Source organism: Burkholderia sp. BCC0506 (genome assembly GCF_902833145.1).
Lineage (GTDB): Bacteria > Pseudomonadota > Gammaproteobacteria > Burkholderiales > Burkholderiaceae > Burkholderia.
The window spans coordinates 565,530-580,365 of sequence record NZ_CADFEN010000002.1 but is presented as its reverse complement, the minus strand read 5'-3'; the positions used below and the strand labels follow the sequence as shown (position 1 = coordinate 580,365).

13 protein-coding genes are annotated in these 14,836 nt (G+C 68.6%); 6 read left to right on the top strand and 7 right to left on the bottom strand.

Translation table 11 applies throughout. The features are described 5' to 3' along the window. Positions 1-137: 137 nt before the first annotated feature. Genes HWX62_RS06600 through HWX62_RS06590 form a run of 3 tightly spaced genes read right to left on the bottom strand, consistent with a single transcriptional unit; the run spans position 138 to position 5,029 of the window. Entirely contained in the window at positions 138-1,070 is a 933-nt protein-coding gene (locus HWX62_RS06600; RefSeq protein ID WP_175931872.1) for a peptidyl-prolyl cis-trans isomerase, read from the bottom strand. 12 nt (positions 1,071-1,082) lie between these two features. Continuing rightward, entirely contained in the window at positions 1,083-2,816 is a 1,734-nt protein-coding gene (locus tag HWX62_RS06595) for a ShlB/FhaC/HecB family hemolysin secretion/activation protein (RefSeq protein ID WP_244135992.1), read from the bottom strand. Positions 2,817-2,872: 56 nt separating this feature from the next. After that, positions 2,873-5,029: a filamentous hemagglutinin N-terminal domain-containing protein gene (locus HWX62_RS06590; protein WP_244135983.1), complete on the bottom strand. Its 2,157-nt coding sequence runs from the start codon at positions 5,027-5,029 to the stop codon at positions 2,873-2,875. 215 nt (positions 5,030-5,244) lie between these two features. Between HWX62_RS06590 and HWX62_RS06585 the strand changes: the two genes are divergently transcribed. Then, the gene (locus tag HWX62_RS06585; RefSeq protein WP_175931961.1) at positions 5,245-5,748 is read left to right on the top strand and encodes a shikimate kinase; all 504 of its coding nucleotides are present in this window, start codon (positions 5,245-5,247) and stop codon (positions 5,746-5,748) included. Positions 5,749-5,856: 108 nt separating this feature from the next. Here HWX62_RS06585 and HWX62_RS06580 read toward each other — a convergent pair whose 3' ends face one another. Beyond that, on the bottom strand, positions 5,857-7,167 hold the full coding sequence (locus HWX62_RS06580) for an MFS transporter (RefSeq protein WP_175931875.1): 1,311 nt from the start codon (positions 7,165-7,167) through the stop codon (positions 5,857-5,859). A gap of 193 nt (positions 7,168-7,360) precedes the next feature. After that, a complete protein-coding gene (locus HWX62_RS06575) occupies positions 7,361-8,443 on the bottom strand; it encodes a tartrate dehydrogenase (RefSeq protein ID WP_175931876.1) in 1,083 nt (360 codons plus the stop codon). Positions 8,444-8,551: 108 nt separating this feature from the next. Between HWX62_RS06575 and HWX62_RS06570 the strand changes: the two genes are divergently transcribed. Continuing rightward, positions 8,552-9,472 carry a LysR substrate-binding domain-containing protein gene (locus tag HWX62_RS06570; RefSeq protein WP_175931877.1) on the top strand — a complete coding sequence of 307 codons (921 nt, stop codon included), beginning with the start codon at positions 8,552-8,554 and terminating at the stop codon, positions 9,470-9,472. A 37-nt stretch (positions 9,473-9,509) separates the two neighbouring features. Here the strand turns inward: HWX62_RS06570 and HWX62_RS33020 are convergent, their stop codons facing one another. Then, positions 9,510-9,728, bottom strand: coding sequence for a hypothetical protein (locus HWX62_RS33020; RefSeq protein WP_244135982.1), 219 nt, complete (start codon positions 9,726-9,728; stop codon positions 9,510-9,512). Between the two features lie 165 nt (positions 9,729-9,893). Between HWX62_RS33020 and HWX62_RS06565 the strand changes: the two genes are divergently transcribed. From HWX62_RS06565 to HWX62_RS06550, 4 genes are all read left to right on the top strand, one after another. Then, a complete protein-coding gene (locus HWX62_RS06565) occupies positions 9,894-10,520 on the top strand; it encodes a LysE family translocator (RefSeq protein WP_006490488.1) in 627 nt (208 codons plus the stop codon). Positions 10,521-10,533: 13 nt separating this feature from the next. Next, a complete protein-coding gene (locus HWX62_RS06560) occupies positions 10,534-11,286 on the top strand; it encodes a class I SAM-dependent methyltransferase (protein ID WP_175931878.1) in 753 nt (250 codons plus the stop codon). A 199-nt stretch (positions 11,287-11,485) separates the two neighbouring features. Further along, positions 11,486-12,709 (top strand): RtcB family protein, encoded by a 1,224-nt coding sequence (locus tag HWX62_RS06555; RefSeq protein ID WP_175931879.1) that lies wholly within the window; start codon positions 11,486-11,488, stop codon positions 12,707-12,709. A 174-nt stretch (positions 12,710-12,883) separates the two neighbouring features. Next, the gene (locus HWX62_RS06550; protein ID WP_175931880.1) at positions 12,884-14,035 is read left to right on the top strand and encodes a DUF1176 domain-containing protein; all 1,152 of its coding nucleotides are present in this window, start codon (positions 12,884-12,886) and stop codon (positions 14,033-14,035) included. 9 nt (positions 14,036-14,044) lie between these two features. Here the strand turns inward: HWX62_RS06550 and HWX62_RS06545 are convergent, their stop codons facing one another. Then, positions 14,045-14,713: an O-methyltransferase gene (locus HWX62_RS06545; RefSeq protein ID WP_175931881.1), complete on the bottom strand. Its 669-nt coding sequence runs from the start codon at positions 14,711-14,713 to the stop codon at positions 14,045-14,047. Between the last annotated feature and the right edge of the window lie 123 nt (positions 14,714-14,836).

Sequence of the window (14,836 nt, the reverse complement as noted above, 5' to 3'; positions counted from 1 at the left end):
TTCTTGGTCGATTCGTTTCGATTTTTATGCCGCGCGTTGCGTGCCATCGGCCGGCCCGGCCATGGCGAGACGCGACACCGGGTTTCCCCGCCCGATGCCGCGTCGACGGTTGGCCGGGCCGCGCCCGGCGTCGCCGCTTACTGCTGAATGCGCGCGTTGCGGATCAGGTCCGCCACCACCTGCGCGGTCGCCTTCTCCATCGCGACCTGTTCGAGCTGCTGGCGCAGCGTGTCCTTCGCCTGTTCGAACGCCGGCACCTGCGTCGGCCGCTTGTCGTCGACGCGCAGGATCCAGTACGCGTCGCCGACCTGCACCGGATCACGCGTGAGCCCGCCTTGCGGCAGCTTCACGAGCGCCTCGGCGAGCGGCTGCGGCCAGTTCTGCGTGTTGCCGGCGGTGATCGGCGTCTTGAAGGAGATCCAGTTCAGCGCGCCGCCCTGTGCCGCGCCGGGCCCCTTGCTGAATTCCTGCGCGAGCTTGCCGAAGTCCTCGCCCTTCTTCAGGCGCGCGACGATCTGCTTCGCGGTGTCCGCATCGTTCACCGCGATCACACTCGGCTTGTATTCGTTCTCGCCGAGCGTCGCGACGATCGCGTCGTAGCGCGCCTTCACGTCGGCATCGGCCACCGGCGCCGGCTTGACCTGGTCGCGCAGGTACCCCTGCGTCATCGCGAGCGCCTTCGCCTGCTCGACCGCGGCGACGACCTGCGGCTTCGTGTCGTAGTGCAGCTTGAGCGCCGCCTGGCGGAACAGCTCGCGCGCGATCAGCTGGTTCTTCAGCGCGGCGCGCAGCGCCGGCGTGTCCGGCGCTTTCCCCGCGCGCACGGCGTCGTCGATCTGCGCCTTCGTGATCGGCACGCCATTCACACTCGCCACCGCATCGGCGGGCAACGGCGCGGAAGCGGCGAGCGCCGCATCGGCGGGCTTGCGGGCCGTCTTGGCCGCCGCGTGCGCATGCGGTGCGGCCAAGCCGCAGAATGCGGCGACGACGAGCCCCAGGCCCAGGTGGCGCACGTGCGCGGACAGGTTCGAGCGGGTTGCAACGGCACTACGGTTCGACAAGCGATGCATGGAGTTTCCCCTTCAATCGGTCCAGTTGAGTGTGGCCAGCAATACGGTGGCTTTCCTGCCGAGTGCCGCCGGCTGCGCGAGCGCCTGCCCGAGCAGCACCTCGGTCGACACGGTGCCGCGCTTCAGGCGCCATTGCGCGCGCGCGCCGACACCAGCGCCGACGAGCGTCGGCCAGCCGCCCTGCGCGTTCAGATGCGCCTTGCCGCCGTCCAGAAACACGTACGGCTCGATGCGCGCGTCGCGCCACGCGGGCACGTTCTGCCACGCGGCCTCGTTGCGCAGGTACACGCCGCTGTCGCCGGCCATCCCGCCTTCGGTGAAGCCGCGCACCGAGCTCATCCCGCCCAGGAAGATCTGCGCGTTGCCGAACAGCGCGACGCGGCTGTACTGGCCGCGCAGCGTGCCCCGATAGGCCCAGACGGAGCCCGCGAGCGTGCCGAGCGACATCTGCAGCGTGGCGGTCGCGTCGAGCTTGGTGAACTGGCTGTGCGCGTCGTCAATGCCGATGTCGGACGGGTCGTGAGTGGCCGACAGCCACGGCAGGCCCTGCGACACGCCGACGTCCCAGGTCGCCGCGGCGCCCTGGCCGCGCGCGGCGAAGCGCACGAGCCCGTTCAGCCCGACGCGCAGCACCGTGAGGTTCTGCGGCGACAGCGGCAGGCCGTTCACGTCGCGTTCGGTGCGCAGCTTGTTGAGCGTCACGTCGACGCTCACGCGCCCGCGCGGCGAGCGCACGAGCACGTCGTTCCAGCCGAGCATCTGGCTGAACGTGCGGCCTTCGAGCAGCGCGACGTCGCCGATCGCCTGCTGGTACTCGGACATCGACACCGTGTAGCTGAAGGTCTGGTAGCCGTACGGCACCGCCGCCGAGAACACCACCGCGTTCGTGTCGGTCGTGCCGACGTAGTTGAACGACAGCGATTCCTGCAGGCCGATCACGTTGTCGGCTTCGACCCCCGCGCGGTAGCGCGTCTTGCCCGTCTGCGAGCTGCCGTAGGTGTCCACGCCGAAGTCGTAATGCAGGCGATCGCCGGCGCGGTTCGAAATCGCGACGATCGAATCGCCCGGCGTCTCGCCCGGCAGGATCTGGATCTCGGCCTGGTTGCGGCGCAGCCGGTTGATCTGGTCGACGCCCTGTTCGAGATCGGGCAGGCGCAGCAGGTCGCCCGGGCCGCTCGCGAACGCCCATGCGGTGCCGGCTTCGGTCAGCAAGCCCCCGCCGCGCACCTCGTACCACTTCTCGTCCGGGTCGCGTGGCCGTAGCGGCTTGCCGTTCAGCGTCAGCGCGGCCACGCGGCCGGGCACGAGGTCGATTTTCAGCGTGCCGGACGCGAGGTTCTGCGGGCCGAGGTACGCACGCGTCGTGATGTAGCCGCGCGCGATGAAGGCTTCCGTCAGCCGGCGCAACAGCAGGTTGATGCGGTTGCGCCCGAGCTGCTTGCCGATGAACGGCGCGGCGATGCGGTCGAGTTCGGCCTGGCCGAGCATCGCATCGCCGGTGAATTCGACATGGTCGATCCGGAACGTCGGCGCGACATCGGGCAGCGTCTCGACATCGGCATCGGCCGGCAGGTTCGGCATCGTCGGCTGTTCCGGCACGGCGATCTGCGCGGGCGGCTGTGCGATCTCTTCGCTGCGCTGGCGGTCGCGCTGCTCCTGCAGCAGCCGCTGCGCCGGATCCTGTTCAACGCGCGGCGCGGCGATGCCCGGCGGGATCCCGCCCGCGAGCTGCGCATGCGCGTGCAGCGACGCCGCGCCCGCAGTCAGCAGGAGCGCGCGGGCCAGTCGCGGCGCACGGGCCGTCACAGCCCGAACCAAGACACGAGCCCCAGGTGGTTGCCGTTGCCGATCGTCACCGGTTGGCGGCCCGGCGAACGAATCGTCACCACGCCGCCTGCCGCCGACACGCCGTCAGGCGCGTTGAATGCGCCGCCCTCGATGTCGGCCTCGCCGGTCAGGCGCACCTTGCCGGACCCGCCGGTGAAGATGCCGCCCGTATCGGCCGCGTAGATCGCCGCCCAGCGATTGCCGAACCACGCCTTCAGGTCGTGGTCGCGGTTGATCGCGGTGTAGCCCGCCACGCCCTGAGCGAGCGTCTTCGGCGCATCGAGCGTGAGGTTGCCGAGCGCGAGCACGGTGCCGCCGGTATTGGTGATCTGCGTGCCGGCCTTCAGCGTGATGTCGGTGTTGGCCTCGATGACGCCGCCGAGCGCCCGCACGTTCGATGACGCACTCGCGCGGCAGAACACGAAGCACGTGCGCCGGTACGACGCCTGCCCGGTGAACACGGCCTGCGTCAGCAGCCGGTCGCGCGCGGCGATATCGATCGCGCCGCCGTTCGACAGGATCGAGCCGCCGATGTTGGTCACGTTCGCGGCACGGATCGTCACGGCGCCGGCATCCGCGGTGATGTACGCGAGCTTCGACGCATCCGCGAGCGCGCCGTAATCGACCGTGAAGCCGTCGCTGCGATGTTGCAGGAACAGGAAGCGCCCGCCGCGCTCAGAGAAGCCGACCACCGCGCCGTTCTGCTCGCCGGTGCTGTGGTCGACGACGTTGTTCACGTCGCCACCGGCGACGACGGACACGTTGCGGTTCGACAGGATCCGCGCATTCTGGTTGACGATATCCGCGCCCGCCGTCAGCGACACGTCGCCCTGCACGCCGAACAGGATGCCGAGCCGCGTCTGCGGCAGCGACTGGTTCAGGATGCGGCCCGTCGCGTTCAGCGTCACGGCGCCGGCCGAATCGGCATCCGCGTCGATCGCGGCCTGACCCTGCACGAGCGAGCCGACGTTCGCGATATCCGCGCTGCTCTTCAGCACGACGCCGCTTTGCGACGACGCGATGGTCGAGCCCGCCTGCGCCGCGTCGGGCGCGAGTGCGATCCCGGCGCCGGTCAGCTTCACGCCGCCGGACGCGAGCAGGCTGCTGCCGGCGAACATGATCGCGCCGGCGGACGCGACGTTCGCGCTGCCGCCGTTGACCCTGATCTGCGTGTCGGCCAGCGAGATGCCGCCCTGCGCGGTCACGCTGAAGTCGCGCGCGACGTCGATCTTCGTGTTCGACAGCTCGACGCCGCCGTTCGACGTCAGCGTGAAATCGCCGAGCGACGCGTTCAGCGGGCCGGCGCTGCGCACGCCGGGGCCGCGATCCGTGACGATCAGTTGCACACGCCCGCTGGTCAGGCTGCCGGCCGCCGTGATGTCGATCGCATACGATGACGCTGTGTCGGGGTTCATCGTCGCCTTGCGCGAGAGCCAGTCGTTCGCGTTGTCGGTCGGCGACAGCCCGGTGTTCAGCTCGACGCCGCTGCGTCCGGCCAACAGCCGCACGCCGGCCGTCGGCGACGAGAACGTGTTGTTCAGCGGGCCTTCGATGCGAATGTTCCTGGCGATCAGGTCGAGGCCGATCAGCGCGCTCGCGAGGCCGCCGGGACCGACGACGATCGTACCGGTCGCGGTGTCGAGCAGCACGTTGCGCTGATAGATGCCGGGGGCGATCTGCAGGTCGTTGAAACCCACGCTGCCGGTGGACAGCGCGACGTGCCCGGTGTTGACGAACGATCCGCCGTTGACGGTGATGCCGTTCGGATTGGCCAGCACGACGTTCGCCCGCGCCCCCGCGACGGCGATCGGGCCTTCGATCAGGCTCGGGTTCGTGCTCGTCACCTGGTTGACGATCGTACGCGCGTTGATGCCGACGTTGTTCAGCGTCGCGCCGGCCGTCGTCACGTTGAACGAAGAATAGGTGTTGTTCGACACGCCGCCGACGGCCGGCGCCAGATCGACGAGTTGCCGGCCGTTCGGACCGGTCGACACGTGCGTGAACGTGCCGCCGTCCGGCACGATGCCGGCGGCCGACGCTGCGCGCGGCAGCGCACCCGCCGCGGCCAGACAAAAGAAGAGCACGCGCAGGCTCCCGGTGCCCGCGCGCCGTATCGAATTCCGGTGTGCCATCTTGTGGTCATGCGCGCGGCTTCACCGGCCGCGCGGTCCTCGGTTGTTTGGTCGTGTGGTTTTCGGTCTGTAATGCTTTTTGTGCTTGTGCTGAACGCTAACGGCGGCGCGAAGGCTTTCTTTAGAGGAATCGAGTGAAAAATTTTCTTTCACCATCCTTACATCTATAATTGCCGCTTCCCTGCATTGAGCCTCGACCGGTCCCGCGTGCCACCATGCGCCCCCTCACCGTCATTCATCTCAACGGCCCGATCAACAGCGGTAAATCGACGATCGGCGCCGCGCTTGCGCAAGCGCTGCCCGGTGCCCGCTTCGTCGACGGCGACGATCACGACGCGCCGGAAGATGCACCGTTCGACGTGCAATGGGCGATCGCGCTGGAGCGCCTCGTTCGCTGCATAACCGATACGCACAAACGTTTTCTTGTAGTCGCCTATCCGATCGGCGAGGCAGAATTCGCGCGGCTGCGCGCGGCGTGCGATGCGCGCTCGGCGCGTCTGTTCGTCGTGACGCTGGCGCCGCCGGAAGCGGTCGCGCGATCGAATCGGGGGGCGCGTGTGTTGACGGACTGGGAGCGGGAACGCGTCGCGCAGATGTATCGCGAAGGTTATGCGTCGCGAACCTTCAGCGACTGTCTGGTCGACACGTCACACATGTCGGTGGACGCGTGCGCGACGGAGATCGCGCAGCGCGTCGTCGCGCTGGACTCGCGGCCTTGACGCGCTAGTGTGGCCGATAGCGACGGATTCGCGTCGATCCATGTCCCACGGTCATCGGGGCTTCGGGCGGGTGACGCATCGTACACCGGCTGCCCCGTTGCACGGACCTCAATGGTTGTGCCGCACCCCCGACACGACCGCCTGCTGCGCCCCCTTCCGGCTCAACATCAACGTCACCACCGCCGACACCGCGAGCGTCCCCGCCACCACATACAACCCCGCCGCATACCCGCCCGTCACATGCTTCAACCAGCCGATCGCGAACGGCCCGACGAACCCGCCGAGATTGCCGATCGAGTTGATCATCGCGATCCCCGCCGCCGCGCCGGCACCTGACAGGAACGCGCTCGGCATCGCCCACAGCGGCGCCTTCGCCGCGCTGATCCCGATGTTGACGACGACCAGCGCGAGCACGGTCAGCAATGCCGTGCTCGCCTGCCCGGCGAACACGAACCCGATGCAGGCGAGCACGCACGGCATCACGACGTGCCACGTGCGCTCGCCGGTGCGATCCGAATGCCGCGCCCACACGATCATCGCGACCACGGCGGCAAGACTCGGAATGCCGGTCAGCAAACCCGTCTGCAGCGCGCTGAAGCCGAACTGCTTGACCATCAGCGGCGCCCACAGGCCGAGCGTATAGAGCCCCGCCGACGTGCCGAAGTAGATCAGCGCGAGCGCCAGCACGCGCGGGTCGCGCAGCGCCTGCCACGCGCCGGCCGTGTGCCCGGCATGCGTGTGGCGCGCGTCCGCTTCCGCTTTCAGCTTCGCGATCAGCCAGTCGCGCTCGTCGGCGCGCAGCCACGTGGCCTGCGACGGCGCATCGGTCAGGCGCTTCAGCACGACGAAGCCGAGCACGACCGCGGGCAGCGCTTCGACGATGTACAGCATCTGCCAGTCGGCCAGACCGAACATCGGCGGCATCTGCATGATCGCGCCCGACAACGGCGAACCGATCGCGGTCGAGATCGGCGCGGCCGCCATGAACCACGCGGCGGCCACGGCCCGCTGCTTCGCGGGAAACCACAGACTCAGGTACAGGATGATGCCGGGGAAGAAGCCGGCTTCGGCCATGCCCAGCAGAAAGCGCAACACATAGAAGCTGGTCGGCCCGACAGCGAATGCGGACACGGCCGACACGATGCCCCACGTGATCATCACGCGCGCGATCCAGATGCGTGCGCCGACGCGATGAAGAATCAGGTTGCTCGGGACTTCGAACAAAAAATAGCCGATGAAGAACAGCCCGCCGCCGAACCCGAACGCGGTCGGCGACAGGCCGATCGCCTGGTTCATCGTCATCGCCGCGAAGCCGACGTTCACGCGATCGAGAAAGCTGACGAAGTACAGCAGCATCACGAACGGAATGATGCGCCACATCAGTTTCCGCGCGACGCGGGTTTCCAGATCCGCTTGCATGTGTCTCCTCCTTCGAGGTCGGGCCGTGCGCCGTCGGTCGGTGGACCGCGAACGCCGGCCGGCGCCCCGCTCGCGTCGCATGCGCGAGTCGCGGGCAGAAAGTGTCCGGGCGAAGCGAGCGTGCGGCGCACGGCAGCGCGCTTGCGCGACCGCCGCTTCGCCGTCGCCTCGCCGCTGCGTCGCCTCGCCGCCGTCAGGCCACGACCGCCGCGTGTGCGACGCGCTCGCAGACGGCCGCCGTCACCTGCACGGTCGTCGCATTGCCGCCGAGGTCGCGCGTGTGCAGCGACGGGTCGGCTGTCACGGCCTCGATCGCCTGCATCACGCGCACGGCCGCTTCGGTCTCGCCGAGATGCTCGAGCAGCATCACGACCGACCAGAACGTGCCGACCGGGTTCGCGAGCCCCTTGCCCATGATGTCGAACGCGGAGCCGTGGATCGGCTCGAACATCGACGGATAGCGGCGCTCGGGATCGATGTTGCCGGTCGGCGCGATACCGAGGCTGCCTGCGAGCGCGGCGGCGAGATCGCTGAGGATGTCCGCATGCAGGTTGGTCGCGACGATCGTGTCGAGCGACGCCGGGCGGTTCACCATGCGCGCGGTCGCCGCATCGACGAGCTCCTTGTCCCACGTCACGTCGGGAAATTCCAGTGCGACCTGCTTCGCGATCTCGTCCCACATCACCATCGCGTGCCGCTGCGCGTTGCTCTTCGTGATCACGGTCAGCCGCCTGCGCGGCCGCGACTGCGCGAGCCGGAACGCGAAGCGCATGATCCGTTCGACGCCGGCGCGCGTGAGGATCGACACGTCGGTCGCGGCCTCGATCGGATGACCCTGGTGCACGCGGCCGCCGACGCCCGCGTACTCGCCTTCGGAGTTCTCGCGCACGATCACCCAGTTCAGGTCGGCCGGCCCGCAGCGTTTCAGCGGCGCGTCGATGCCCGGCAGGATGCGCGTCGGACGCACGTTCGCGTACTGGTCGAAGCCCTGGCAAATCTTCAGGCGCAAGCCCCACAGCGTCACGTGGTCGGGCACGTCCGGGTCCCCCGCGGAGCCGAACAGGATCGCGTCCTTGCCGCGCAGCGCGTCGAGACCGTCGGCCGGCATCATCGCGCCGTGCCGGCGGTAGTAATCGGCGCCCCAGTCGAAATCCTCGAACTCGAACGCGAAGCGGTCGCTGCCGCGGGCCAGCGCTTCCAGCACCTGCTTGCCAGCCGGCACCACTTCCTTGCCGATGCCGTCGCCGGGAATCGTTGCGATACGGTAGGTCTTCATGCGGACATCCTCGATGGATCGTGAGCGTCCACGCACTTTACCGAACCGGGAGTGTATAAACCGGGGCTATACTCAAAGCATCTTTAACTTCAATTCACGAATCCCGTCATGGCGGATACCGTCCAGCCGGCCGATCTCGGCTTCTTCTCGACGCTGGCCGCGTCGGGCAGCCTGAGCGCGGCCGCGCGCGAACTCGGGCTGACCGCGGCGGCCGTCAGCAAGCGGCTCACGCAGATGGAGCGGCGCGCGGGCGTGACGCTCGTCAATCGCACGACGCGGCGGATGATGCTGACGCCCGAAGGCGACGTGTACCTTGAATACGCGCGCCGCATCCTCGACCAGATGGACGAACTCGGCGAGCTGCTCGGCAGCGCGAAGCAGCGGCCGAAGGGGCTGCTGCGCGTGAATGCGACGCTCGGGTTCGGGCGCAGTCACGTCGGCCCGGCGATCTCGCGCTTCGTCGCGCGCTACCCGGAAGTGTCGGTGCAGTTGCAGCTGTCGGTGATGCCGCCGCCGCTCACCGACGACGCATTCGACGTGTGCATCCGCTTCGGCGAGCCGCCGGACACGCGCGTCGTCGCGCGCCGGCTCGCGCCGAACCGCCGGCTGCTGTGCGCGGCGCCCGCGTATCTCGCGCGGCACGGGGTGCCCGCCACGCCGCACGACCTGACGCGGCACAACTGCATCGGCATCCGGCAGGGCGACGAAGGCTACGGCGTGTGGCGCCTGACGAGCGGGCGCGGCGCGGCCCGCCACACGGAGGCCGTGCGGATCAACGGCAACCTGACGACGAACGACGGCGAGATCGCGGTGAAGTGGGCGCTCGACGGGCACGGAATCCTGATGCGCGCGGAATGGGATTTGCGCGACTATCTCGCCGACGGGCGGCTGGTCGTCGTGCTGCCCGATCATGAAACGCCGAGCGCCGACATCTACGCGGTGTATGCGCAGCGTCACCAGATGTCCACGCGGATTCGCGCGTTCGTCGATTTCCTGGCGGAGGAATTGGGACGGCTGACGGCGGCGTAGGGCGTCGGTTACGTGCGCCCGGCAGCGTCACGCACCGTTATGCGAGCCGCGGGCGAGCGTACGGTTCCGGCTCGCCGTGGATGGCTGCGCGGATGTTCACCGGGCATACGAGAACAATATTCCGGCGAGTTTCGTGCTGAATCGCCCCAATATTTACCTCCGCCTGTACGGAGCCGCCGAACACGACGAGCGGACGCGGCACGCGATAGACGTCGGCGTCCGCGGCGGGATCGGCGATCGGTGGAAGGTCGCGCATGGAACGACGGGCTGTGGAAAAGGCCGGACGCCGGCGCGTCCTGTCGTGCCTACACCAGAAAGGTGCCGATGCAGCCGCGCCGTTCCGGCAAGCGCCTGCGGCCGCGCGCCGAACCGAATACAATGCGCCGATCCCTTGCCGCTGCGCCCACCCGCCGGAGCCGCCATGTTCGACCTGACCACGCTGACCACCTTCACGGCCGTCGTTCTGGGCCTGTTCCTGATCCCCGGCCCCGCCGTGCTGCTCGTGCTGAGCCGCACCGTGCAAGGCGGGCGCAAGACCGGCATCCTGACCGGCCTCGGCGTCGCGAGCGGCGACTTCGTGCACACGCTGTTCGCGGCCGTCGGGCTGTCCGCGCTGCTGATGACGTCGGCGCTCGCGTTCAACGTCGTGAAGCTGGTCGGCGCCGCGTACCTGATCTATCTCGGCGTGCGCGCGCTGCTGGAGAAACCGTCCGACCCGTCGCTCCCGCAGGTGTCGCCCGTCACGCCGCTCAAGGCGTACCTGCAGGCGATTCCCGCCGAAGTGCTCAATCCGAAGACCGCGCTGTTCTTTCTCGCGTTCATGCCGCAGTTCGTGCATCCCGAACGCGGCTCGACGTTCGTGCAGTTCGCGGTGCTCGGGCTGATTTTCGTCGTGCTCAGCTCGCTCTACACGACGCTGATCGCGTGCTCGATCCGCCCGCTCGGCCGGATCGTGAAGCGGCTCACGTGGCTCACGCGCTGGCAGGGCAAGATCATCGGTTCGATCTTCATCGCGCTCGGGCTGCGCGTGGCCGTGCAGCAGCGCTGACGCGCGCGGCCGCATGACCCGAGCCGGCGCGGACCTGCTCTACACCGACCCGCGCCTCGTCGCGGTGTACGACCTGTTCAACGCGGGCGATCGGGACTTCGCGTTCTACGCGGCCGAGATCGGCGCCGCCCGGCAACGCATCCTCGATCTCGGCTGCGGCACCGGCACGTTCGCGCGCCGGCTCGCGGCGGCCGGGCACGACGTCGTCGCGATCGATCCCGCACCGGCGATGGTCGATTACGCGCGACGCCAGCCGGGCGCCGACGCCGTACGCTGGTTCGCCTGCGCGCTCGACGGCCTGCCGCCCGGCGCGCCGTTCGATGCGGTCGTGATGACCGGCCACGCATTCCAGTGCCTGCTGACCGACGACGACATCGACGCGACGCTGCGCGGCGTGCGGCGCGTGCTCGCCGACGGCGGGCGCTTCCTGTTCGAAACGCGCAATCCGCGCGTCGAACCGTGGCGCGATTGGACGCCGCAAGCGTCGGCGTCCCGCATCGATTCACCCGGATTCGGCAGCGTGGAACTGCACCATGCAGTCACCGCAGTGGACGGCGCCATCGTGTCGTTCGACACGTATTACCGCTTCCGTCGCGACGGCATGCAGGTGAAAAACACCAGCCGGCTGCGCTTCATCGCGCAACGCGATCTGCAGGCAAGGGTGGCGGTGGCCGGATTCTCGTCGACGGACTGGTACGGCGACTGGCAACGCGCGCCGTTCGACGACGCGACCAGTGCGGAAATCATTGCGGTCTGCCACGCGTGAACGGCGCGATGGCGTTCACGCACGGCTACGGCACGTGGAACGCTCGGCGAACCGACCTTGACCGCAGTCGCGTCGTACCCCGATTCGGACCATGCACGTCGCCCGGCAGCGAGCGAAGAAAAGGACAAGAATAGTGGGAAGCATCATGCGGCAAACGCTTGCGCCGAACGAATGAGCGGGCGAGCGAAGGGTGAAACGAATGAGTAACGACGATTTTCAGGTAATGGAACTGGCGAACGGCAAGCCGGTGAAGATGTGGACGCAGGGCGTCGCCGTCGAGGACGAAGCACGCACGCAACTGCGCAACACCGCACGGATGCCGTTCATTTTCAAGCACGTCGCGGTGATGCCGGACGTGCACCTCGGCAAGGGTTCGACGATCGGCAGCGTGATTCCGACGAAGGGCGCGATCATCCCGGCCGCGGTCGGCGTCGACATCGGCTGCGGGATGATGGCCGCGCGCACGACGCTGACGGCAGCCGACCTGCCCGACTCGCTCGGCGGGCTGCGCAGCGCGATCGAACGCGCGGTGCCGCACGGCCGCGCGCCGGGCCGCCGCGATCCGGGCGCATGGGGCGACCGCACGCCGCCCGTCGTGACCGAAGCATGGAAATCGCTGCAGCCGGGCTTCCAGCGGATCGTCGACAAGTATCCGAAGCTGGAAAAGACGAACCACTACGCGCACCTCGGCACGCTCGGCACCGGCAACCACTTCATCGAAGTGTGCATCGACGAAGCGGACCGCGTGTGGTTCATGCTGCACAGCGGCTCGCGCGGCGTCGGCAATGCGATCGGCAGCCTGTTCATCGAACTCGCGCAGGCCGACATGCGGCAGCACATCGCGAACCTGCCGGATCGCAACCTCGCGTACTTCACCGAAGGCAGCCGGCACTTCGACGATTACGTCGAAGCGGTCGGCTGGGCGCAGGATTACGCGCGGCGCAACCGGCAGACGATGATGGATGCGGTGATCGGCGCGGCGCGCGGCGCGATCGCGAAGCCGTTCGCGGTGGACGAGCACGCGGTGAACTGCCACCACAACTACGTGCAGCGCGAACGCCACTTCGGCGAAGACGTGCTCGTGACGCGCAAGGGCGCGGTGTCCGCGCAGAAGGGGCAGCTCGGAATCATTCCGGGCTCGATGGGCGCGAAGAGCTTCATCGTGCGCGGGCTGGGCAACCCGGAAAGCTTCTGCTCGTGCAGCCACGGCGCGGGCCGAACGATGAGCCGCACCGAAGCGAAGCGCCGCTTCACGGCCGACGATCAGGCGAAGGCGACGCAGGGTGTCGAATGCCGGAAGGACGCGGGCGTCGTCGACGAAATCCCGATGGCCTACAAGGACATCGACGCGGTGATGGCGGCCCAGCGCAGCCTCGTCGAAGTGGTGCACACCCTGCGGCAGGTGGTGTGCGTGAAGGGATAGCGCGGCGTGCTGCGACGCGCGTACCCGCGCCCCGTTTCGTCACATCGACCATTCGCGCGGCGGCGGTATACTGGAGGCCGTTCGCGCCACTGCACTGGACCTGCACCGCTTGCTGACGATGCGCTTGCAGTCCGGCATCTTCCGCCCGCCTTTTCCCAGTCGATCCGAACCGTCATGCCGCACCGTTTGTCGCTCGCCCTCGCCGCCCTCCTCGCCGCTTCCCCGATCATCACGCAGGCCCGCCCGCTGTCGCGACCGCCGGTCGAGCGCGAATTCAAGAGCTGGTCGGTCGTGTGCGACAACGGCAATCGCTGTATCGCGGAAAGCCACGGCGACGATATCGACGATGCACGCGCCGGCCTGATCCTGCGCGTGACGCGCGATGCCGGCCCGGACGCGCAACCGTCGCTCGATCTCTACGCATCGGCGCCGGTCGACTTGCGCACGGCACGCGTCGACGGCCGGCCGTTCGATGCGATGCCGGCGCAATGGCATGCGTTCGGCGACAAGTCCGACGACGAAGCGCATCCGTTCCGGATCCGGACCCACGATCCGGCAACGGTGGCCGCGTGGCTCGCCGCGGCACGCAATGCGCAACTGCTGAGCTTCGGCGATCCGGCATCGGCGTCCACGGCCCGTACGCCGTTGTCCGGACTGAATGCCGCGTTGCTGCTGATCGACGACACGCAAGGCCGCGTCGGCACGGTCACGGCGCTGCTGCGCCCGGGCACCAAGCCTGCATCGTCGGTCCCGGCCGCGCCCGCGTTGCCGCCCGCGGTCACGCCCGCGCCACCGGCCGCGTCGGCCCTGTCTGCCGCCGAACAGCGTCCGCTCGTCGACGCGGTCCTCGCGAAATTCGGCGCCGACGTGAAGCAATGCGCGGCCGATGTCGAAGACGAAATGTCGGCGAGCGACCGCAGGAAAGCGTCGCGCGCCATCGCGATCTCGTCCGACGAGGCGCTCGTCGCGATTCCGTGCCAGACCAGCAGCCTGTATAACCATACCGACCTGTGGTATCGCGTACGCCGCACCGCTCCGTACGCGCCGGCCGCGATGAACTTCGGCGAGAACGCGAGCGCGGGCCTCGATTCGGCGTCGTTCGCGAACGAGCTGACCGACGCCGGCTACGATCCCGCGAGCGCGACGCTGTCGAGCAAGGTGCGGCTGCGCAGCGCCGGCGATTGCGGCTCGACCGCGTCGTGGGTGTTCGACGGCCGGCGCTTCGTGCTCGGCGATATCGCCACGCACGGCACGTGCAACGGCCTGTTCGACGATCAGTGGCCACGCCTGTATCGACGGGCCGACGCGGCAGCCCGCCCGCACTGACGCACCACGTCACGCGCCGACGATCGAGATCGAGAATCCGTCCCAGCCCTTCTGCCCGACCGTTTGCACGGCGGTCGTCATGAGTGCCGGCTCGGCCGCGAGGCGCGCGAACCCGTCGCGCACGCCGACCACGTCCGGCTCGCGATTGTACGGATCGGCCACGCGGCCGTTGCGCACGACGTTGTCGACGACGATCACCGTGCCGGGCCCCGACAGCTTCAGCGCCGCGTCGAGATAAACGGCGTTGTTCGCCTTGTCCGCATCGATGAAGATGAAGTCGAACGGCGCCTCCCCGGCGTCGATGAGCCGCGCGAGGCTGTCCTTCGCGCTGCCGACCATCACCGACACGACCGCCGCGAATCCCGCACGTGCGATGTTCTCCGTCGCGACCTTCGCGTGCTCCGGATCCAGCTCGAGCGTCACGAGCGCGCCGCCCGGCGGCAACGCGCGCGCGAGGCAGATCGTGCTGTAGCCGCCGAGCGTGCCGACTTCGAGAATCCGCCGCGCGCCGCGAATCGTCGCGAGCAGCTGCAGCAGCTTGCCCTGGTTCGGCGCGACGTTGATCGCGGGCAGCCCGGCCGCGTCGCTTGCCGCCAGCGCGGCATCGAGCACGTCGTCGGACGGCACGAGCGTCGCCGAGAAATACGCATCCACCTGGTTCCACCGATCCTGATCCATCGCGCACCTTTCATCTGTGGGAACAGGCATTCTATGCGCCGCGCGTCCATAAGCAACCCACCATTCCTTCTAAAGGAAGCGGTGCACGCGCTCCTATAATCGCCCGACGATCACAACAACGAC